Raw genomic sequence first — 19,313 nt, 5'->3', positions numbered from 1 at the left:
CCGGCGGTGGGACCGACCATCGCCCGTTCCCCGTCAGGGCCTTCGGCGTGCGGGCGGACTCACCGCGCGCAGGCACGCTCCACCACGATGTCGCCGATCACCGTCCGGGCCTGGACGTACACGAACGCGTCCACCCGCGTCCAGGCCTCCAGAAGGGAGAGGGCGGTGTAGACGGTGCCCGCGGACGAGTCGAGGGACAGACAGGTGCCGGTGTGCTCGGCGACACCGACCCGGATGCTGCCGAACGTGGTGGCGGCGAGGACGGAGCCCCGCACCACCTCGTCGATGTCTATGCCGCCCTGCGTCGTCAGGGCCTCCACATCGGTATGGGCGCGGCTGATCCTGATGCTGCCCTGCTCGGTGTGGATGCGGGCGACGCCGCGCACTTCCCCCACCGTGGCATTGCCGGCGCCCATCGCCCGGATCGTGGCCCCGCCGTCGACCTGCGCGAGATGGACGTCGCCCCGGTCGGCCGTGGCCTCGACGCCGCCGGCCGCACGGCCGACCGTGATGTCACCGAGGGAGGCGGCCAGTTGCAGTGGGCCGGTGCGGTCGAGGGTGATGTGCCCCAGCCCCGTGCTGAGCTGACACTCGCCCAGCTCTCCCACACCGAGGAAGTCCGCGGCCGTACCCCGGCCGTGCAGACTCGATCCCGTGGGCACGGTCACCGCCACGATGACGGCACCGCCGCCCTGGCCGGACTCCGGGACGTTCACCAGCAGTCGGCCCTCGGTGTAGTCGATGTGCAACTGCTCGGCGGCCCGCACGTCGTCGTGGTCGTCACGGTCGCGCGGAAACGCCTCCACCGTCGTCTCGGCGCGGTCGCTCGCGAGGATCCGGACCTGGCCGAACATCACGTTGAGCACCACACGGACCGGTGCGGGAGTGTCGAACGTCGGCATGGCGGGCCGCCTTCGGTATGTCTGCGGCCGTCGATGCGGTGGAGGCGGCAGGCTTCGACCCCGGGGCGCGAGGCGCGGAAGGCACGCCGCTGGGGAACGCACGGATTCTGTCCCACCCCCACGCCGAGCACACATCGCTCACTGTCATGGGCGTGTCGCACGCTGCCGCGGTACGGCGCCGAGTCACCCGATGGAGATGGCCTCGGCGGGGCACAGGCCGGCGGCGTCATGAGCGGCCTCGGAGTCCGGGTCGGTGCGCGGCAGCCGGGTGCGCAACAGCTGGACGAGGCCGTCCTCGTCGTCCTGGTCGAACACCTCGGGCGCGGTCAGGGTGCACATCCCGGCGCCGATGCAGAGCTCCCGGTCGACCCGTACCTCCACCTCCGACTCCGCACCGGATCCGTTCGGTTCGCGGTCCTCGACACCCGCGAGATCTTCCGTGGTCATCGGATCAGGCCTCGTCCCAGGTCACCGGGAGGCTGTGCAGCCCGTGGATGTTCGGGTTGGCGCGGTGCGCGACGTCACCGACGGGCACGGCAAGGCGGAGGGTGGGGAAGCGGTTGAGCAGTGCGGGCAGCGCCACCTGCATCTCCACGCGGGCCAGCTGCTGTCCCAGACACTGGTGGATGCCATGACCGAAGCCCAGCTGGCCGGTGGCCTTGCGGCGCAGGTCGAGGGTGTCCGGGTCGGGGAAGCGCAGCGGATCGCGGTTGGCGGCCTCCGTGGAGATGGTGACGGAGTCCCCGGCCTTGATGAGCTTGCCGTCCAGTTCGACGTCCTCCAGGGCCGCCTTGACGGTGGTGTGAGCGATGGTCAGATAGCGCATCAGCTCCTCCACGGCCTGCGGGGCGAGCTCCGGGTCCGCGCGCAGGGCGGCGAGCTGCTCGGGGTGGCTGAACAGGGCGAACGTACCGAGGGACAGCATGTTCGCCACGGTCTCCAGGCCGGCGGCGAGCAGCAGGACACTGACCCCGGTGAGCTCCTCCTCCGTCAGGTCGGACGCCGTGATGTCACCGAGCAGGTCGTCGGTGGGGTGGGCGCGCTTGGAGGCGACCAGTTCGGCCATGTACGCCTCGAACGCGACCACCGCGTCCTCCTGTGCCTGCTGGTCGGAGAGTTCGCTCGTCATCATCTTCGCCCACTGCTGGAACCTGTCCCGGTCGGCGCTCGGGACGCCCAGCAGCTCGCAGATCATCAGCGAGGGGATCGGCTGGGCGAACGCCTCCACCAGATCGACCGGGCCGCCCTTGCGTTCCATGGCGTCCAGGCAGTCGGTGGTGATCTCCTCGACCCGCTTGGTCAGTTCACGCATCCGGCGGACGGTGAACTTGCTGATCAGCAGCTTCCGGAAGCGGGTGTGCTCGGGGGCGTCGAGCCCGGTCATGTCCCCCACCGGTGCGGGCGGCAACTGGCCGACGTCGGCGAGCGGGTAGTGGACGAGCTCGTGCCGGGCGCTGAATCGCTGGTCGGCGAATATGGACCGTACCGTGGAGTACCCGGTGGCCAGCCAGCCGATGTGGCCATCGGGGTACCGCATCCGCACCAGCGGATCCTTCTCGCGCAACTCGTCCAGCCCGGCGGGGGGATCGAAGGGTTTGCTCGCGGCGCGCCCCATGGGGAGGGTCACCGGCTCACGACGGTCCGCCTCCCCGTCGTTCGTGGGGGAGGTGTGCCCGGCCGGGCAGGTCGTCGGTTCGTTCTGCATGTGACCTCCAGAGCGAATAGCAGGTGGCGAACGTGCGTTGTGGTGCGGAACGATTTCAAGGCGAGAAAGAGGGCAACTCGGCGGCACCGGACTCAATACCGGCCGCGTGACAGGGAAGTGCCGACTTCACACCGTACACGTGGGTGAGACTTATGGTGGAGGCCGGGAGTTTCGCAAATTACTGTCCTGTCGGCGGGACAACCAACGCCCGTCGAGGGGTTCGCGCAGACATCTCTTGCCTTGGCTTTCCCGGGCAATTTACCTTGGCGTCGCGACCGTTCCTGGGCGCTCCGGCGAAAGCCGCACGCAGTCAACGGATTTGTCTTGTCGGTGGAGAGTCGGCGGAGAAAGGAAATACTCGCAATGGAATCGGGACCGCAGGTCCACCAGCGAGGTGGGCACGACGAGACGTCGGAGCGACAGGACGGACCTTCGAGCGCACCGGCACCACTCGTACAGGAGATCTCGGCATTGTGGTCGCAATGCCTGGGCGGTCGTGAGGTCGGGGCGGACGACGACTTCTTCGCGCTCGGCGGCAATTCGCTGATCGGGATCCAGATCATCGACCGGGTGACCGAGGACTACGGCGTCCAGCTCTCCGTGCGGGACTTCTACCTGGCGCTGACCCCGGCCCGGGTCGCCGGGCTCATCGAGCACGGGAGGGCGTTGCGGTGAGGCTGACCCCGGGGGCCGCCCGCGCCATCGACCTCGCCGACGTCGATCTGTTCGACCTGGACCTCTACACCTCGGGCGATCCGCACCCGATCTGGGACGTGATGCGGGCGAAGGCACCCCTGCACCACCAAGTCCTCCCGGACGGCAGGGAGTTCTGGTCGGTCACCCGCTACGACGACGTGTGCCGCGTGCTCGGCGACCACCGGGAGTTCACCTCGGAACGCGGCACCGTGGTCACCCACCTCGGGGTGGACGATGTCGCCGCGGGCGTGCTGATGACGTCCACCGACCCGCCCCGGCACACCGAGGTCCGCAGGTCGATCGGCTCCAAGCTCACCGCGCGGGCCGTGAAGTCCTGGGAGGACACGATCCGGCGGGCGATCGTGCGCTTTCTCGAACCGGCGCTGGACGGCGGCACCTTCGACCTGGCCGAGCAGGCGCTGCGCCTCCCGGCGATGGTCACGGGCCCGCTGCTGGGGATCCCGGAGCGGGACTGGGACGAACTCGTCAAGCTGACCGCGATGGTGACGGCCCCCTCGGATCCGCACTTCCAACTCGGCAGCGAAGCGGCGACGCTGGCCATCTCCCACCACGAACTCGTCACCTACGTCACCCAGTGGGTCAAACAGCGGCGTTCCGACGGCGGTGAGGACGGCAGTCTCCTCGACCACATCATGAGCGTCCTCCCGGGCGGCGCGCCCCTGACCGACGAGGAGATCGCCCTCGACGGCTACAGCATTCTCCTGGGCGCCAATGTGACGACACCGCACACCGTGTCGGGCACGGTGCACGCCCTCATCGAGCGGCCCGAGCAGTTCGAGAAGGCGCAGGCCGACCCGTCGCTGATCCCGAACCTGGTCGAGGAAGGGCTGCGCTGGACATCGGCCGCCTGCAATTTCATGCGCTACGCGGTGAAGGACACCGAGATCGGCGGCGGCACGATTCCGGCCGGCGGGGCGGTCGTGGCGTGGATCGGGTCGGCCAACCGGGACGCGTCACAGTTCGCCGATCCGCACACCTTCGACATCACGCGGAACGGCGCCAAGCGCCAGATCGCGTTCGGGTTCGGGCCGCACTTCTGCATCGGAGCGCCGCTGGCCCGGATGACCCTGCGCGTCTTCTTCGAGGAACTCCTCCAGCGGTTCGGATCGATCGAGCTCGCCGGCGAACCGCAGCACCTGCGGTCGTACTTCATCGCCGGGATGACCCATCTCCCCATCGTCGCCCAGAAACGAAAGACGCCATGACCTCGGGCTCCACCGCCGCCGTGTCGCCGTGGTTCGTCCGGCCGCACACCACCCTTCACCCCGCCCGGATCTTCGGCTTCCCCTTCTCCGGGTCCGGGGCCTCGGCCTTCAGCGCCTGGCCGGCCGCGCTCGACGACGTCGAGGTCTGCCCGGTGCAGTTCCCCGGCCGCGAGAACCGCCTGGGCCATCCCCATTACGGCACCTTCGAGGACCTCGCCGCCGGCCTGGCCGAACCGCTTCAGCCGCTGCTCGACCGGCCGTACGCGTTCTTCGGGCACTGCTCGGGTGCGCTGCCCGCCTACGAGACCGTGCTGCGGCTCGCCGAACTCGGCCTGCCCGGACCCGAATGCCTCATCGTCTCGGGCCAGCCCGCACCGCACGACGCCGCGAGCGACCCGATGCTCGCCATGACCGAGGCCCAACTGCGCGGCGAGGTCGAGTCGTTCGTCCGCAGCCGCGGCATCGAACCGCGGCCGGACATGATCGACATGGGTCTGTCCGTGCTGCTCCGCGATCACGCCGCCGCGCGCGCCTACCGGCGCCCGGAGCCCGTCGCGATCCGGTGCCCCATCGTCGTACTGCACTGGCGGGACGACCCCGACGTGGACCTCGACGCCCTCCAGGGGTGGCGTCAGTACTCGGACTCGGTCGACTTCCGGACGCTCGACGGCGGCCGGTACGACTTCATGGACGCGCCCGACGAACTGCGCAAGTCGCTGACCGACTGGCGACCCCGGTGACCGTCGTGCGATGACACCTGCGTGAGCCCGCTGAGCCGGTGGTAGGTGTACGCGGCGGAGACCAGGGCCATGTGGTGGTACCAGCCCGGCAGCGAGCGCCCTTCGAAGTCCAGCAGCCCGAAGTCCCGCTCCATGCAGCCGATCACGGCCTGCGTCTCGGCGTTCAGCGCGACGATCGAGGCGACCCGCGCCAGGCTGCTGTGGGCGAGGCTGGTGAGCCATACCGGCCCCGGGGCGCCGTCGTCGTCCACTTCGGCGAACAGCCGGTAGGGCGGGCCCTTGCGGACCCCCGGCAGATGGATGAGCGAGGTCTGCAGCCGGGCGACGCGCTGCCGTCCGTCCGACAGGGTGACCACAGTGTCCTCCGGACTCCCCGAGGAGAGCAGCGCCTTGGCACTGCCCGGTGCGGCGCCACCCATGACGCCATCGCCGACGGGAAGCACCGGCAGATGCGGCGGTATCGCGATCACGAAATCGCGCCGGCGCCTGGCGAGGCCGTTCAGGAGGTGCCCCACATCGGGTTCGTCACCCATGTCGGACAGCACGACCGCGGACGACGAATCCGTACGGGCCGACAGCCGGTCGACCAGGCGGAGCGCGTGCGCCCACAGCGGCCGGTACACCTCGGAATCCGGTATGCGGGCCTCCCTGCGCTGGTCACGGTCCTCCGTCCAGGACGGCGACAGATACAGGCACCAGTCGACGGGAACCCGGGCGGTGCCCACACACAGGAACGAGCCCAGTCCCAACTGGCAGTTGACCGTACGGCCCGAGGACAGATCGAAGTAGCGATGCACGCCCACCGACCGGTCACCGCGCTTGGGCAGGATGGCCCGGCCGACGGTCCAGACGGATTCGGTCCGGTGCCGGTGATGCCGGTGGTGCGCCACCCAGTGGGTGAGCTCCTCCATGACCAGGTCGAAGTCCCATGGGCTGAGACTGACGAACCAGCGCAGCGACTGGGCCGCGGTCGGATCCGACGGGATCGTGGCGGCGAGCCGGCGGATCGACTTCTTGCCCTGAGTGACGAGCAGTCCGTTCAGATAGGCGTACGCCCACTTGCGCTGATCGGTCCGGCGCAGACTACTGAAGATCGTTCGACTGAAATGATCGAGATGGAATGCCGAGTTGGCTGCGTCCATGTCGCATGACTCCCCCGAGGTGCGTGGTGCGTTACTGGTTGTAAACCCTAAATCCAGCCATCCCGGTGGCGCCACTCCGTGCGGGTCCGCCGGACGGCGAACTCTGTGAACTCCGCAAAGTATCGTTCGATGGCGCCAAGATCCTTGCACTGGCGCCAGCGTCGAGATCTACTCGGAAGCGAGCCGGTCGGCCACCCTGAATTCCGCAAGAAAGGTGAATAAAAAAGGGGTGAATGCCTGCCGCGTACACATGGACAACCATCATGAACGCGCGCGGTCGCCGCGAGCGTTGACACGGAGGCATGATGATTGATCAGGTCAAAAACCCCAAGACACCTTTGTTCGGCAGAGTGGTCGAGGCACCGCGACGCAATCAGGTCCTCACCACGAACGTGGGGCTGCACATACCCACGGGAATCGCCTTCGACGAGTGGGAGCGGGCCGGGCGTCAGCTCTCCGGGCTGCTCAATTCATCGTCCTGGTGGCTGGGCGACTGGCTCGTATACGGCAAGGACCACTACGCCGACCGATATGAACGCGGAATTCGCGCGGCGGGACTGCGCTATCAGACGCTGCGCAACTACGCCTGGGTGTCCCGGCGGTTCGAGCAGCACAGGCGGCGTTCCGCGCTCAGCTTCCAGCACCACGCCGAACTGGCGTCCCTGCCCGTCGGCGAGCAGGAGACCTGGCTCGACCGCGCCGAGCGCATGAGGTGGACGACCAAGCAGCTGCGCCAGGCCATCCGGGCCGAGCGCGAGGACGCCGCACAGCACACGGGTGCCGTGGCGGCGACGCGCCGGCTCGCCGTGCCCGACAGCAGGCTCCAGTGGTGGCACAAGGCGGCGGACCATGCCGGCACCGAGTTGGGGGAGTGGGTGACGGCCACCCTCGACGCCGCCGCCAGCCAGGTGCTGCGGGACGACGACGACCGGCAACTGCCCTTCGAGTGACCTGATCGCCACCGGCGGGGTCCGCATCCCACGAGGTGGGACCCCGCCCACGGGCAGGTCCGTTACGCCAGACGGTCCATGAGGTCCGCGGTCTGCGCGTGCCGGGTGCAGCCGCGCTCGGCGAACGACCGCACCACCCGCTCACGGACCTCGGGGCTCTGCTCCTGGCTGAGCTTGAACATTCCCTCGGCCCCGGTCACCCGGACCCGGAAAGCGCCCACACCGGGCACTATCTTCCGGAAGTAGTCGACGGACTCGCTCATGTCCCAGTTGAAGCCGAATTCCTTCTCGAATTCCTGCACCGTGGCCTGCACGACGCCCAGCGTCTCCTCCGTGGAATCGATCTTCTCCACCACTCCGTGCACATGCACGGAGGTGAAGTTCCAGGTGGGGGCGGCCGGCGTAATGTCGTACACGGTGGGCGAGACATAGGCATGCGGACCCGTGAACGTCAGCAGGATCACCGATCCCGATTCGAGCGCCTTCCAGTGCGGATTCGCCCGGTTCATATGGCCCAGCAAGGGCAGATCGGTCAGATCCGCGGCGGGTGCTCCGTCCCAGTCCGGGGCCGTGATGACCGGAAGGTGCGTGGCGAACGGTCCGTCAGCGGGCGCGCCATTACTGACCATCAGTGCCAGCGGATTCCCGCGAATCACGTCGACCATCCAGGAAACGTCCGGTTCCCGGTAGTGTTTGGGGACGAACATACGGCACTCACCTTCGTCGTATGACAATCGTGTCCTGTCGACAGGACGGCTTTGTTTTCATCATGGCTCGCCGATGTCGCCGGACGCAATGAAAAGAAGAAGAGCCGAGTTCGGGGCGCGAGAAATTGCCATACGGCAGTGAAGGGAATTCGCGGGAAAGGGGCGGGCGGTCGCCGAAGATCAGGCGGCGAGCGCCCTGGAACGTACAGGGCCGGCCGTCCCGGTAGAGCAGTACCCCCGCCGCGGCCGTTGGCCTCGCCGTTGCCGTCGGACAGACTGACGGCGTCCGGCGTGAGAATGGCTTCGAGGGAAGCGACATCGCCGTTCCGCGCCGCCGACACGAAGGCGTCGAGCAACTGCCGGTGGGCAACGGTGTCCACCGTCTCCCGCTGGTCGGCCCCGAGATGCTTACGGGCCCGGCTCACGATCTTGCGTACGGTCTTCTGCCACCGCAGCCAGACCTCCTGCACCACGTCCAACATGCGTCATCCCGCTGTCTCCGTTCCTCCGGGTGCCGACGCTTCAACTGACCGGCGGCGACCCGTTCTGTGACAGGTCAGCCGAAGTCGTCGGTCTGGTTCCAGGCGCGGAGCTTGTCGGGATTGAGCGTGACCCAGACCTGCACCACCCGTGGGCCGGCGACATCGAGACTGATGACGGCGGCGACCTGACGTCCGTACCGCACCACCAGCCCGGTCCTCCCGTTGACCGAGTGCGTGTCCAACGTGGTCCGCGGATGCCGCGCGAGCAGGGTCATCAGACTCCGGGCCACCCCGACGTCCCCCTGCACCGGCCGGACCAGTGCCCGCACCTTCCCGCCGCCGTCGAAGAACGCCGTCGCGTCGCCCGCGAGCAACGACGCCAACGTCCCCTCGTCCTCGGCCGCACACGCCTCACGCATCGCCCGCACCACCGCGTCGTGCTCCGCGACCGTCGTCGGCCGGCCCCGCCGCTCCCGAAGACTTCGCCGGGCGCGCTCCGCCAACTCCGCGCACCGCGGCTCGCTCTGCCGGACGATGTCGGCGACCGCCCCAGGCGCCATCCCGAACACGTCGTTCAGTACGAACGCGGCCCGCTCCGCCGGGGACAGCGAGTCCAGGGCCTCCAGCAGCACACCACTGACCTCCTCCGTCACCCCCCGCCCCCTAGCGTCCGCGGTTGTGCCCCGTCCGGGCGATGCCAACCGGGCCAGACAGATGCTCCCCACCGCCCGGGCCAGCCACGACCGCGGATCGGCGATCCCGGCCCGCTCCGCGTCCGACATCTCGAACCACTGCCGGTACGCGTCGTCGATCACACGCTCGGCCTCACGGGCACCGCCCACCATCCAGAACGCCACATCCAGCAGATGACGCCGCTCATCCAGCAACTCCACCAGCGACACCGCATCATCCGCACCCGCCACGACCCGACCTCCCTCTCGTGATGCGTCCGCCTGCCAGGTGAGACCGGACAGGCCCGGCACCTGTGACAACGGCCCGGATCACGGCGCACACCGAGGCGGGCCCCCGGCGAGGTGCGGACCGCGGCCGATGGCGGGATGTTGGAGTCAGCCCGCTGTGGAGCCGCTGGCCCACCGAGTCGAGGAGCCGGTCGTGGACATGCAAGGTGTCAAAGCCGGGCCGAGCCGGGAGAGGACCGGTACCACGGCCGTACCGGACGAGGCGACGTCGGTGTTCGTCCAGGCCAGACCCGGGATGCTCAAGATCGCCCATCGGATCGTCGGGGACCCGGGCGAGGCCGAGGACGTCATCCAGGAGGCCTGGCTGCGCTGGCAGCGGCTGGACCGCACGGTCGTACGCAATCCGTCGGCGCTGCTCAGGACGACCACCGCCCGGCTGGCCATCAACCTCGTGCAGTCCGCCTGGAAGCGCCGGGAGTCCTGCGCCGGTCCCTGGCTGCCGGAGCCGGCGGACCTCGACGCCACACCGGAAGCGGTGGCGGAGCGGCACGACGCCGCCGAGGGCGCCGTGCTGCTGCTGATGGAGACGCTGACGCCGAGACAGCGTGCGGCGTACGTGCTGCGGGAGGGCTTCGGCTATCCGTACGGCCGGATCTCCGAGCTGCTCGGCATCGGCGTCGCCAACACCAGACAGCAGGTCGTACGGGCTCAGGAGCGGCTGGCCGGGAACCGTCCCCGGCAGCCCGTGGACTCCGTCGCGCATCGGCGGCTGGTGCAGGCCTTCCTCGCGGCGGCCCAGTACGGGCACCTCGCGCCCCTGGAAGCGGTGCTCTCCACGGACGCGGCGCGCGGAGTGAGCGTATAGCGATTTCCGTCGAACTGAATTTCCCGCGCGAATGAGACGGAATTGATGAATGAGCCAATGAGACGGCCCCCGTCCGCGGACGGGGGCCGTCTCATTGCTTTCTACTGCTGCCGCGCGAGCCAGTCGGACAGCTTGGTGTCCCCGATCTGCGCGTCCGGTCCCGGCAGCAGCGTGGTCTCCTGCAGCTGGGCACCGGAGTACGGGGCCTTCGGGTCCGTGACGACCGTGCGGGGGTCGTTCTTGGCGGCGAGCGTCTCGCGGATCAGCTCGTCCAGCTGGAACACCTCGGGGCCCGCGATCTCCACCAGGCCGTTGACCGGCGTGCCGACCGCGGTACGGCCGACGGCCGCGGCCACGTCGTCGGAGTACATCGGCTGGAACTTGGCCGGGGCCAGGCGCACGGTGTCACCGTCGGTCGAGATGTCCGCGATCCCCTTGATGAACTCGAAGAACTGGGTGGCGTGGACGATCGAGTAGGGCATGCCGGACGCCTTGATCAGCTCTTCCTGCGCCTGCTTGGCCCGGAAGTACCCGCTCTCCTGGAGCCGGTCGGTGCCGACCACGGACAGCGCGACATGGTGCGTCACACCGGCCTCGGCCTCCGCCTTGAGAAGGTTGGTGGTGGAGGTCCGGAAGAAGTCCATGACGGCCTCGTCCTCCCACGACGGGGAGTTGGAGACGTCGACCACGACCGACGCGTCCTTCAGGACCTCGGCGAGGCCCTCGCCCGTCAGGGTGTTGACGCCGGTGTTGGGCGCGGCCGCGACCGCCTCGTGCCCGTGCTCGGCCAGCTTGCCGACCAGCTTCGAGCCGATGAGCCCGGTACCACCGATCACTAGGACCTTCATGACGGATTCCTCTCGGAGATTGCGGAGATTGCGGAGATCAGAGATTCATTCGCTCTGCTTTAGGAGAGACAGGGCAGGGGTGCTGTTTGTGACAGGTCCTATTCGACGAGTTTTCCCTCGGTCGAGACCTCCTGCATCAGAGCGGAGATCTCGTCCGCCACATCCGGGATTTCCTCATGGGTCACTCCGGCCGTCGGGGACCACACCAGATTGACGCGCAGGGCCGGATCCAGGTCCGGGTAATCGCTGCGGTTGTGGCAGCCACGGGTCTCACGGCGCTCCAGGGCCGATTCGAGCGTGGCCCGTGCGGCCAGGGCGGCGGCCTTGAGGTCGAAGGCGTGCGCGAGGTCCTGATAGCCGGCGATGTCCGGGTGCACGCCGACGTCCGCCATCCGCTTCTCGATCACGGCGAGCTCCGCCAGCCCGGCGCGCAGGCCCTCCTCGTCCCGTACGACGCCCGCGTGCTCCGTCATGGTGTTGCGGATGGCGCGTTGCAGCGCGCGTACGTTCTCCGGCCCGTCGGCGGCGAGCAGATCGTCGATCTCCGCGCGGGCCTCGGCGATGGCCGCCGCCGAGCGGTGCTGCGTGGTCAGGGACTGTGAGTAGGCGGCCGCCGCCTGCCCGGTGATACGGCCGAACACCAGCAGCTCGATCAGGCTGTTCCCGCCGAGGCGATTGGCGCCGTGCAGCCCGCTGGACGCCTCACCGATGGCGTACAGGCCCCGTACGTCGGTGCTGTGGTCCTCGGGGCGTACCCATACGCCGCCCATCGAGTAGTGGGCGGTGGGCGCGATCTCGATGGGTTCGCGGGTGATGTCCAGCATCTGCAGGTCGAGCATCGTCTGATAGACGCGGGGGAGGCGGCTCATGATCGTGTGCCGGGGGAGGTGGGAGACATCGAGCCATACGGCGCCCTTGGGGGTGCCCCGCCCCTCCTTGATCTCCGTGTAGGAGGCGAGGGCGACGCGGTCGCGGGTGGACAGCTCCATCCGCTCGGGGTCGTAGCGGGCCATGAACCGTTCCCCGAGGGCGTTGCGCAGGATCCCGCCCTCACCCCGGGCGGCCTCGCTGACCAGGGTTCCGGCGGCGTTCTCCGGCTCGATGATCCCGGAGGGGTGGAACTGGACCAGCTCGGCGTCACGCAGCCGGGCCCCGGCGTCCACGGCCAGTCGGAAGGAGTCGCCGGTGTTCTCGTCGCGGCGTGAGGAGGTGCGCCGCCAGATGCGGGTGTGGCCGCCCGCGGCGAGGATGACTGCGTCCGCCTGGATCAGATAGCGCCGCCCGCTCGCGAGGTCGAAGCCGTAGGCACCGAACACGGCGCCGTCGTGCACCAGCAGCCGGGTGATGTAGACGCCCTCCAGCACCGGGATGTCGAGCTGCTGGGCGCGCCGGATGAGGGTGCGCTGGATCTCCAGCCCCGTGTAGTCCCCGGCGAACGCGGTCCGACGGAACTTGTGCGCCCCGAAGAACCGCTGGGAGATACGGCCGTCCTCCTCACGGGCGAAGTCCATGCCGTACCGCTCCAGGTCGTCGATGCCCCGGGCGGCGCCCTGGGTGACGATCTCGACCGTGCGGGGGTCGGCGAGCAGATAGCTCTCCTTGATCGTGTCCGCGGCGTGCTGCTGCCAGCTGTCCTCGGGATCCATGGTGGCCAGGGCGGCGTTGATGCCTCCGGCGGCGAGTGCCGTATGGGCGTCGTCCTTGGGGCGCTTGCCGACGGCGAGGACGTCCACACCGGCCTCGGCCAGCTCGATCGCCGCGCGCAGCCCGGCACCGCCGGTGCCGATCACCAGCACCATGGTGGAAAGACGTTGTTCGGTGATAGCCACGGTCCACTCCGATCGCCAAGGTTGTCACTCACTACGACAGGGCAGCCGGTGTTTCTGTGACACCCACGGCGTCACGGCAGGACGCGGTCCAGCGGCACGTCAGGGTCGGCCAGCAGCGCGTCGTCGACGTCGGCGCCGGAGAGCACGAGCGCGCGGATCCGGTCGATGACGTCCCACACATTGACGTTCATCCCGGCCAGCACCCGCCGGCCCGCCATCCAGAACGCGACGAAGCGGCGCCCCGCCACGTCTCCCCGGAACACGACGCGGTCGTAGCCGCCCGGCTCCGCGTATCCCGTGTATTCCATGCCGAGGTCGTACTGGTCGGTGTAGAAGTACGGCAGCCGGTCGTAGACGGCGTCCTTGCCGAGCATGCTCTGCGCGGCCACCTCGGGCTGGTTGAGGGCGTTGGCCCAGTGCTCGACCCGGAGATGGCGGCCGAGCAGCGGGTGATAGGCGTTGGCGACGTCGCCGGCGGCGTGGATGTCGGCCACCGAGGTCCGCAGACGCTCGTCGGTGACGATGCCGTCGCGCACCTCGAGCCCCGCGTGCTCGGCGAGCCCCACATTGGGCGTGATGCCGATGCCGACGACCACGGCGTCCGCGGGCAGCTGTCTGCCGTCGGTGAGCCGTACGCCCGTCACCCGGCTGTCGGTCCCGGTCAGCGAGTCCACCCGCACCTCGGGCAGCAGCTCGACGCCGTGGTCGGTGTGCAGCGCGGCGAACACCTCGGCCGCCTCCCGCCCCAGCACCTTCAGCAGCGGCAGCGCGGAGTGTTCGAGGACCGTGACCTCGGCACCGGCCGTCCTGGCGGCCGCCGCGGTTTCGAGCCCGATCCAGCCGGCGCCGATCACGACGATCCTTCGGCCCGCCGCGAAGGCGGACTTGAGCCGCTCGCTGTCCTCCACCCGGCGCAGATACAGCACGTTGTCGAGGTCGGCTCCCGGTACGGTCAGCCGTCGCGGGGAGGAGCCGGTGGCCAGGAGCAGCTTGTCGTAGGAGAGCCGGCTGTCGTCCTCCAGCGCCACCTGCCGTGCGCGCGGGTCGATCGCGCCCGCGCGGGTGCCGAGCAGCAGGTCGACCTCGTGCTCCCGGTACCAGTCGTCGGGGTGCACGAAGATCGAGTCGCGCTCCTCCTTGCCCAGCAGATAGCCCTTGGAGAGCGGCGGCCGCACATATGGCTTCTCCCGCTCGTCCCCGATGATGACGATCCGGCCGCCGTGGCCGTGCTCCCGCAGTGCCTCCGCGGCCTTGCCCGCGGCGAGACCGCCGCCGACGATCACGAAAGTGCTCATGGGGTCCTCGTCTCAGAAGCTCGCGCGGGGCGAGTCGGATGTCCGGGGGTCACCCGTCAGACCGCGCAGCTCCCGCTTCTGTGACACCGCCCCGGCGACGACGCGGGCGCCCGGGACGGACTTCCTTGACGATCTGCCCCTGCGGATCGAACTCCACCGCTGAGATACGCGACGCTGCCCGTCAGGACGCCAGGGTGATGGTCGTCGGCGTCCCCCGCCAGGCCATCCTCGCGTACGGGCACAGCGAGTCGGCCTTCTCCAGCAGTGGGGCGGCGATCTCGGGGTCGATGTCCGGCCACCTGACCACCAGGTCGATGTGCAGCAGATAGCCGCCGTCGTCCGGGTCCCGCCCGAAGGCCACCGTCGCCTCCACGGTGACCGGGGCGGGGTCGAGCTCCTCCTGGCGGGCGACCAGGCTCAGCGCGCCGTGGAAACACGCGGCGAAACCGGCCGCGAACAGCTGCTCGGGGTTCGTCCCCCGGCCGTCGCCGCCCAGTTCGGCGGGCATGCGCAGATCGAGGTCGAGGACTCCGTCCGCCGAGCGCGCCCGGCCCGAGGCCCGTCCGTGACTCGCCGGTCCGCCGCTCACCGTCACCGTGGTGGTGTAGATGGGGGCGAAGGACTCTCCGACGTAGTCCTTCTCGGTGGACAGATCGGGCAACCGGAACGGCTCGCTCATGTTCGATGCACCTTTGCCTCGTAGCGGGGTTCCCGTCGGTCGGGACAACTGGTTGACCGACTAGTCACCGAGGCTGTGACAACCGCCGGCACCGGCATGACCGGCGTCAATCGGTCAGCGACTCCACGTAGGGCTCCAGCTTGGCCGGGTTCATGACCCACATGACGCGTTCGATACCCCGCTCGGACGCGTCGACGCAGAGCAGGGCCACCGGGTTCCCCCCGGCCGACACGAGGACGGCCGGCCTGCCGTTGGCCTCGACCCAGCGGACCTCCGTCGGGGGCCAGAACCGAGGGGCGAAGGCGGCGAGGTACTTGGAGACCCGCAGACGTCCCACGACCGGGATCCTGGACGCCCCGCGGATCCCGCCGCCGTCGGAGTAGCTGACCACGTCCTGCGCGAGGACGTCCTCCAGCACCGAGAGGCTGCCGGTGCGGGCCGCGTCGAGGAAGACCTCGAGCAGGCGCCGGTGCGCGGTGGAGTCAACCGGCTTCCTGCGTTCCGCAGCCAGGTGCTTCCTGGCCCGGGTCACCAGCTGGCGCGTGTGCGCCTCGTTCGTCTCCAGGATCTCCGCGATCCGCCGGTACGGGTAGTCGAAGGCCTCCCGCAGCACATAGGCCGCCCGTTCCACGGGGTTGAGCTTCTCCAGGAGCAGGAGCACCGCCATGTCGAGCGCCTCGGCCCGCTCCGCACCGAGCTGCGGATCGGCACGGGTGTCGACCGGTTCCGGAAGCCAGGGCCCGGTGTACGACTCGCGTCGCATCCTGGCGGACTGGGCGAGGTTGATCGCCAGCCGGGAGGTGACGGTCGTCAGGAAGGCGGCCGTTTCCCTGACCTCGGCGCGGTCGGTGTTCTGCCACCGCAGCCACGCCTCCTGGACGATGTCCTCGGCCTCCACGGCACTGCCGAGGATGCGGTAGGCGATGCCGAAGAGCTGGGGGCGGGCCGCGATGAACAGCTCTGCCGCCCGGTCGAGGGAGCTCGTGTCGTCCTCGGCGCGCATCGACGCTCCCTCCGGTCCTGGGCGACCAGGCTACAAGCGGGCACCCCGGCGCACCCCGCCGGGCCGGTCCGCGCGAGGCGCCCGTCGGGCCCGCCCGAGCCGCACGGCCAGCACGGCGGGATCGGCCCGCTCGGGCAGCGGGACGAACCCGGACCCCGCGAGCTCCCCGGCCACCTCCGCACGGGAGGCCGGCCACATCCAGAACGTCTCGGTGTACTCGCGTAGAACGCCCTTCGCGCCCCGCACCCAGTAGTCGAACCGCGTCCGGATCCGGTCCGCGTCGGCCGACATCACCATGCGCCCTCCGTACACGTGCTCCCCGACCTTCTGGGCCGGCAGGACATGCGTCGACTCGGCACGGGGGAGCCGGTCGGGCGGGAGGTGGACGAGGAGCACCCCGCCGGGCACGAGCGCGCGGGCGACCGCGGACCACAGGGCGCGCCGCGAGGCCGGGGGCAGACAGCCGATGGTGTTGTGGCATATCGCCACGTCGGCCACCGCCCGCAGCGCGGCCTCGTCCAGCCCGTGCGGATGCACGGTGACGCGGGTCCTCATGTCCACGGGCAGCGCCGCCAGCCGCGTCATCAGCAGCGACCGCATGGACCGCGCGGGCTCGACGGCATGCACCGGGGCCCGCGACTCGGCGAGGCTCATCAGCGTGACCCGTCCGGTGCCGGCGCCGACGTCCAGGACGCCCCGGCGGGCGGCGCGGACGTCGCGGCCGTAGAACCGGTGGACCCGGGCCCGGTCCTGGTCCGCCTGGAGGATGTCGTAGAACTCGGCACTGACCTCGTAGGCGTCCCGCGATTCCGGACCCGGAGGGTCAACAGTGACGTCTTGCGGGAAAGGGGGCATATAGATATAGACCGCTCGGACGGTCCGGTTGTGACAGTGGGTTCACCGTGACGGCCACCGGGCGATCGGCAGGGCTACGACAGGCGTTGATAGCGTCGGAGCGTGCCGCGCCCGCCGGTGCGGTGCGCCGACCGACCGAGAGAGATGCCATGTCCCCGACGATCCGCAGGGCTGTGATCCCCGCCGCCGGACTCGGCTCCCGACTGCTGCCCCTGACCAAGGCGACACCGAAGGAGATGCTGCCGGTCGGCGACAAGCCGGTCATCGAGCACACCGTGCGTGAGCTGGTGGACTCGGGCATCACCGACATCACCATCGTGGTGTCCGGCGGCAAGAGCCTCATCCAGGAGCACTTCCGCCCCAACCCCGCCCTCGTCGAACAGCTCCGCGCGGACGGCAAGACGGGCTACGCCGACGCCGTCGAGGAGGTAGCCGAGCTGGCCCGCAAGGGCCACATCACCTACCTCGACCAGTACGGCCCGTACGGCAACGGCACCCCGGTGCTCAACGCAGCCCGCTCCTTCGGTGACGAACCCGTGCTCGTGCTATGGCCCGACGACGTCTTCGTGGCCGAGGTGCCCCGCGCCCAGCAGCTGATCCGCGCCTACGAGCAGACCGGCTGCCCGGTGCTGGCCCTCTTGCCGATGGACCCCACCGAGTCGCAGCGCTACGGCGTGCCGATCGTCAAGGAGGACCTCGGCGACGGCCAGCTGCGCATCACCGGTCTGGTCGAGAAGCCCGAACCCACCGCCGCCCCCTCGTCGTACGCGGCCATCGGCGGCTATGTGATCACCCCGGGCATCGTCGACGAACTGCGCGAGCAGACCCGCCGGTGGTACGAGCACCGCACCGGCGAGGTCTATCTGACCGACGCCATCAACGCCTACGCCGCCACCCGCGCCGTCTACGGCCAGGTCATCAAGGGCCGCTGGTACGACACGGGCAACCCCGCCGACTACCTGGTCGCCCAGATGGCCTCCGCCCTCGCCCACCCCGAGTACGGCCCCCTCCTGCGCGGCCTGGTCGCCGGACTGGACGAGAACGGCGGCTGACCTCGCCGTTCAGGGCGTCGTCGCGTCGTGCCGGGCGCGGATGAGGGAGATCACCGTGTCGGCCGTGCGGTCGAGATGACTGCGCCCGTCGGGCAGCCGCTGCTCCGGGCTGATGTAGCTGCGCGGGCCGAGGTGCGTGGCCGGGTCGAGCCGGTGCACGGTGATCTTCCCGGCGCGCCGGGCGCGGTTCCAGCCGCTGCCGCGGAACAGCCGCCAGCGCTGCGGGAAGATCCAGGTGCCGACCCGCTCGATCCGGTCGTAGGCGCTGGTGAGCTGGTGCACCCGCTCGGCCCGGGAGACGTCGTTGGCGCCGTTGTGGAACCCGCCCAGCGTGAGCACCACGAGCGGGCAGCGCAGCCGGGCGTGCAGTTCGTCGACCGCGCCGGTGGCGACCTGTGCGCCACCGCTGTAGCTGAGCAGCGCGACCGGCACACCGCTGTCGGGCCGATAACCGGCCAGCTGCAACTGTGTGGCGATCTGGGAGCCGACGGCCCGGTTGTACAGCGGGCGGTAGCGGTGGTCGGCGGCGACGAAGACCTGCATGACGTTGTGCAGGAACAGCAGCAGACCGATGTGCCGGCGCAGCCACGCCCACACCGGGCGGTCGGCGAGCGGGTCGGCCAGTGGTGAGTACGGCTGCACCTGGCCGAGGACCCGCAGCTCCGGCGCCCCGGCGAGCACGGCCCTGACCAGCTGGCCGCCGTCCCGGGTGTCACGGACGCGGCGCTTGCCGATGCCGTCCAGATAGACCAGGTAGGCCTCCGGGGGAGCGTCGGCGGCGGCGCCCCGCGCGTAGGGCACACCCTCGGGGAGCTCGGTGACGGGGTGCCGGAATCCGGCGCCGTAGGCCAGCACCTCGTAGCGGGCCAGCAGCCCTTCGGCGAGCAGGACGGGTCCCAGCACGCAGGCCCAGAGCAGGAAGTCGTTCATGACACCGGCTCCGGTGTACGGGGCGTGCTGAGCCGCACGACCAGCCGGCGCACGGCCTCCACGGCGATGCCGAGTCCGGCCCCGGCGGCGGCCACACAGCCGGCGGCGCCCCACCAGCCGAGGTCGGTCGCCGTCGCGAGCGGACCGGCCAGAGAGGCACCGACGCCCACGAACAGCAGCAGATGGAGCAGGGGTCCGAGCAGCGGGAACGCGAGCACGGCGCTCAGCAGCAGCGGCGCGGCCAGGCCCGGCGTCCACTCCAGCCCGTCGCCCGCCGCGGGAGCGGACCCCGCCACCTCGGCCAGCGTCCAGGCGGTCAGCGGCCAGAGCGCGAACACCGCGGCCTCGACCAGCCCGGCCCCGAGCAGCAGCCCGATCACCAGTGTCCGGGGCATACCGGGCCGGCGCGCCAGCAGGGGCAGGATGCGCCCGGCGGCCTCCGACAGCCCGGCGAGCAACAGCAGCACCACGACGAGGGCGGTCATGG

The 19,313-nt window shown here is 70.0% G+C and carries 20 protein-coding genes and 1 pseudogene; 6 read left to right on the top strand and 15 right to left on the bottom strand.

Going from position 1 to position 19,313, the window contains the following annotated elements:
* Positions 1-59: 59 nt before the first annotated feature.
* From IE325_RS29910 to IE325_RS29900, 3 genes are all read right to left on the bottom strand, one after another.
* Positions 60-902 carry a DUF4097 family beta strand repeat-containing protein gene (locus tag IE325_RS29910; RefSeq protein WP_190073206.1) on the bottom strand — a complete coding sequence of 281 codons (843 nt, stop codon included), beginning with the start codon at positions 900-902 and terminating at the stop codon, positions 60-62.
* 183 nt (positions 903-1,085) lie between these two features.
* Positions 1,086-1,349, bottom strand: coding sequence for a ferredoxin (locus tag IE325_RS29905; protein ID WP_308437692.1), 264 nt, complete (start codon positions 1,347-1,349; stop codon positions 1,086-1,088).
* Positions 1,350-1,353: 4 nt separating this feature from the next.
* Positions 1,354-2,607 (bottom strand): cytochrome P450, encoded by a 1,254-nt coding sequence (locus IE325_RS29900; protein WP_190073205.1) that lies wholly within the window; start codon positions 2,605-2,607, stop codon positions 1,354-1,356.
* A 363-nt stretch (positions 2,608-2,970) separates the two neighbouring features.
* On the opposite strand from IE325_RS29900, the gene IE325_RS29895 reads away from it, so the two are divergent.
* The 3 genes from IE325_RS29895 to IE325_RS29885 are packed head-to-tail and all read left to right on the top strand — an operon-like array spanning position 2,971 to position 5,269.
* The gene (locus IE325_RS29895) at positions 2,971-3,282 is read left to right on the top strand and encodes a phosphopantetheine-binding protein (RefSeq protein WP_190073204.1); all 312 of its coding nucleotides are present in this window, start codon (positions 2,971-2,973) and stop codon (positions 3,280-3,282) included.
* Entirely contained in the window at positions 3,279-4,529 is a 1,251-nt protein-coding gene (locus tag IE325_RS29890; RefSeq protein WP_190073203.1) for a cytochrome P450, read from the top strand. The genes IE325_RS29895 and IE325_RS29890 overlap by 4 nt, the downstream gene beginning before the upstream one ends.
* The gene (locus IE325_RS29885) at positions 4,526-5,269 is read left to right on the top strand and encodes a thioesterase II family protein (protein WP_190073202.1); all 744 of its coding nucleotides are present in this window, start codon (positions 4,526-4,528) and stop codon (positions 5,267-5,269) included. Before IE325_RS29890 ends, IE325_RS29885 begins: the two co-directional genes overlap by 4 nt.
* Before the next feature lie 14 nt (positions 5,270-5,283).
* Here IE325_RS29885 and IE325_RS29880 read toward each other — a convergent pair.
* Positions 5,284-6,411, bottom strand: a pseudogene (locus IE325_RS29880) (IS701 family transposase); the annotation flags it as partial.
* A 350-nt stretch (positions 6,412-6,761) separates the two neighbouring features.
* Here IE325_RS29880 and IE325_RS29875 point away from each other — a divergent pair.
* Positions 6,762-7,361, top strand: a complete 600-nt coding sequence (locus IE325_RS29875) for an LmbU family transcriptional regulator (protein WP_229912108.1) — start codon at positions 6,762-6,764, stop codon at positions 7,359-7,361.
* Between the two features lie 62 nt (positions 7,362-7,423).
* On the opposite strand, the gene IE325_RS29870 is transcribed toward IE325_RS29875, so the two are convergent.
* From IE325_RS29870 to IE325_RS29860, 3 genes are all read right to left on the bottom strand, one after another.
* Positions 7,424-8,026 (bottom strand): FMN-binding negative transcriptional regulator, encoded by a 603-nt coding sequence (locus IE325_RS29870; RefSeq protein WP_229912126.1) that lies wholly within the window; start codon positions 8,024-8,026, stop codon positions 7,424-7,426.
* Positions 8,014-8,550 carry a sigma-70 family RNA polymerase sigma factor family protein gene (locus IE325_RS47110; RefSeq protein WP_373315239.1) on the bottom strand — a complete coding sequence of 179 codons (537 nt, stop codon included), beginning with the start codon at positions 8,548-8,550 and terminating at the stop codon, positions 8,014-8,016. Before IE325_RS47110 ends, IE325_RS29870 begins: the two co-directional genes overlap by 13 nt.
* Before the next feature lie 74 nt (positions 8,551-8,624).
* A complete protein-coding gene (locus IE325_RS29860; protein ID WP_190073199.1) occupies positions 8,625-9,473 on the bottom strand; it encodes a sigma-70 family RNA polymerase sigma factor family protein in 849 nt (282 codons plus the stop codon).
* A gap of 196 nt (positions 9,474-9,669) precedes the next feature.
* Between IE325_RS29860 and IE325_RS29855 the strand changes: the two genes are divergently transcribed.
* Positions 9,670-10,335: a sigma-70 family RNA polymerase sigma factor gene (locus IE325_RS29855; RefSeq protein ID WP_190073350.1), complete on the top strand. Its 666-nt coding sequence runs from the start codon at positions 9,670-9,672 to the stop codon at positions 10,333-10,335.
* Positions 10,336-10,436: 101 nt separating this feature from the next.
* On the opposite strand, the gene IE325_RS29850 is transcribed toward IE325_RS29855, so the two are convergent.
* From IE325_RS29850 to IE325_RS29825, 6 genes are all read right to left on the bottom strand, one after another.
* Positions 10,437-11,183, bottom strand: coding sequence for an SDR family oxidoreductase (locus IE325_RS29850; protein ID WP_190073198.1), 747 nt, complete (start codon positions 11,181-11,183; stop codon positions 10,437-10,439).
* A gap of 98 nt (positions 11,184-11,281) precedes the next feature.
* Positions 11,282-12,982 carry an FAD-dependent oxidoreductase gene (locus IE325_RS29845; protein WP_190073349.1) on the bottom strand — a complete coding sequence of 567 codons (1,701 nt, stop codon included), beginning with the start codon at positions 12,980-12,982 and terminating at the stop codon, positions 11,282-11,284.
* Positions 12,983-13,083: 101 nt separating this feature from the next.
* Complete coding sequence (locus IE325_RS29840; protein WP_190073197.1) at positions 13,084-14,307, bottom strand: NAD(P)/FAD-dependent oxidoreductase; 1,224 nt, start codon at positions 14,305-14,307, stop codon at positions 13,084-13,086.
* 181 nt (positions 14,308-14,488) lie between these two features.
* Positions 14,489-14,986, bottom strand: a complete 498-nt coding sequence (locus IE325_RS29835) for an Ohr family peroxiredoxin (protein ID WP_190073196.1) — start codon at positions 14,984-14,986, stop codon at positions 14,489-14,491.
* 106 nt (positions 14,987-15,092) lie between these two features.
* Positions 15,093-15,989, bottom strand: a complete 897-nt coding sequence (locus IE325_RS29830; protein ID WP_190073195.1) for an RNA polymerase sigma-70 factor — start codon at positions 15,987-15,989, stop codon at positions 15,093-15,095.
* A gap of 30 nt (positions 15,990-16,019) precedes the next feature.
* The gene (locus tag IE325_RS29825) at positions 16,020-16,844 is read right to left on the bottom strand and encodes a class I SAM-dependent methyltransferase (protein ID WP_190073194.1); all 825 of its coding nucleotides are present in this window, start codon (positions 16,842-16,844) and stop codon (positions 16,020-16,022) included.
* Between the two features lie 149 nt (positions 16,845-16,993).
* Between IE325_RS29825 and IE325_RS29820 the strand changes: the two genes are divergently transcribed.
* Positions 16,994-17,896, top strand: coding sequence for a UTP--glucose-1-phosphate uridylyltransferase (locus IE325_RS29820; protein WP_190073193.1), 903 nt, complete (start codon positions 16,994-16,996; stop codon positions 17,894-17,896).
* Between the two features lie 9 nt (positions 17,897-17,905).
* Here the strand turns inward: IE325_RS29820 and IE325_RS29815 are convergent, their stop codons facing one another.
* Together IE325_RS29815 and IE325_RS29810 are read right to left on the bottom strand one after the other, a co-directional pair.
* On the bottom strand, positions 17,906-18,826 hold the full coding sequence (locus tag IE325_RS29815) for a hypothetical protein (RefSeq protein WP_190073192.1): 921 nt from the start codon (positions 18,824-18,826) through the stop codon (positions 17,906-17,908).
* The gene (locus IE325_RS29810; protein WP_190073191.1) at positions 18,823-19,311 is read right to left on the bottom strand and encodes a hypothetical protein; all 489 of its coding nucleotides are present in this window, start codon (positions 19,309-19,311) and stop codon (positions 18,823-18,825) included. Before IE325_RS29810 ends, IE325_RS29815 begins: the two co-directional genes overlap by 4 nt.
* Between the last annotated feature and the right edge of the window lie 2 nt (positions 19,312-19,313).

The sequence above is a fragment of the Streptomyces lanatus genome (genome assembly GCF_014655715.1).
GTDB lineage: Bacteria > Actinomycetota > Actinomycetes > Streptomycetales > Streptomycetaceae > Streptomyces > Streptomyces lanatus.
This window is presented reverse-complemented; position numbering and strand designations above follow the sequence as displayed.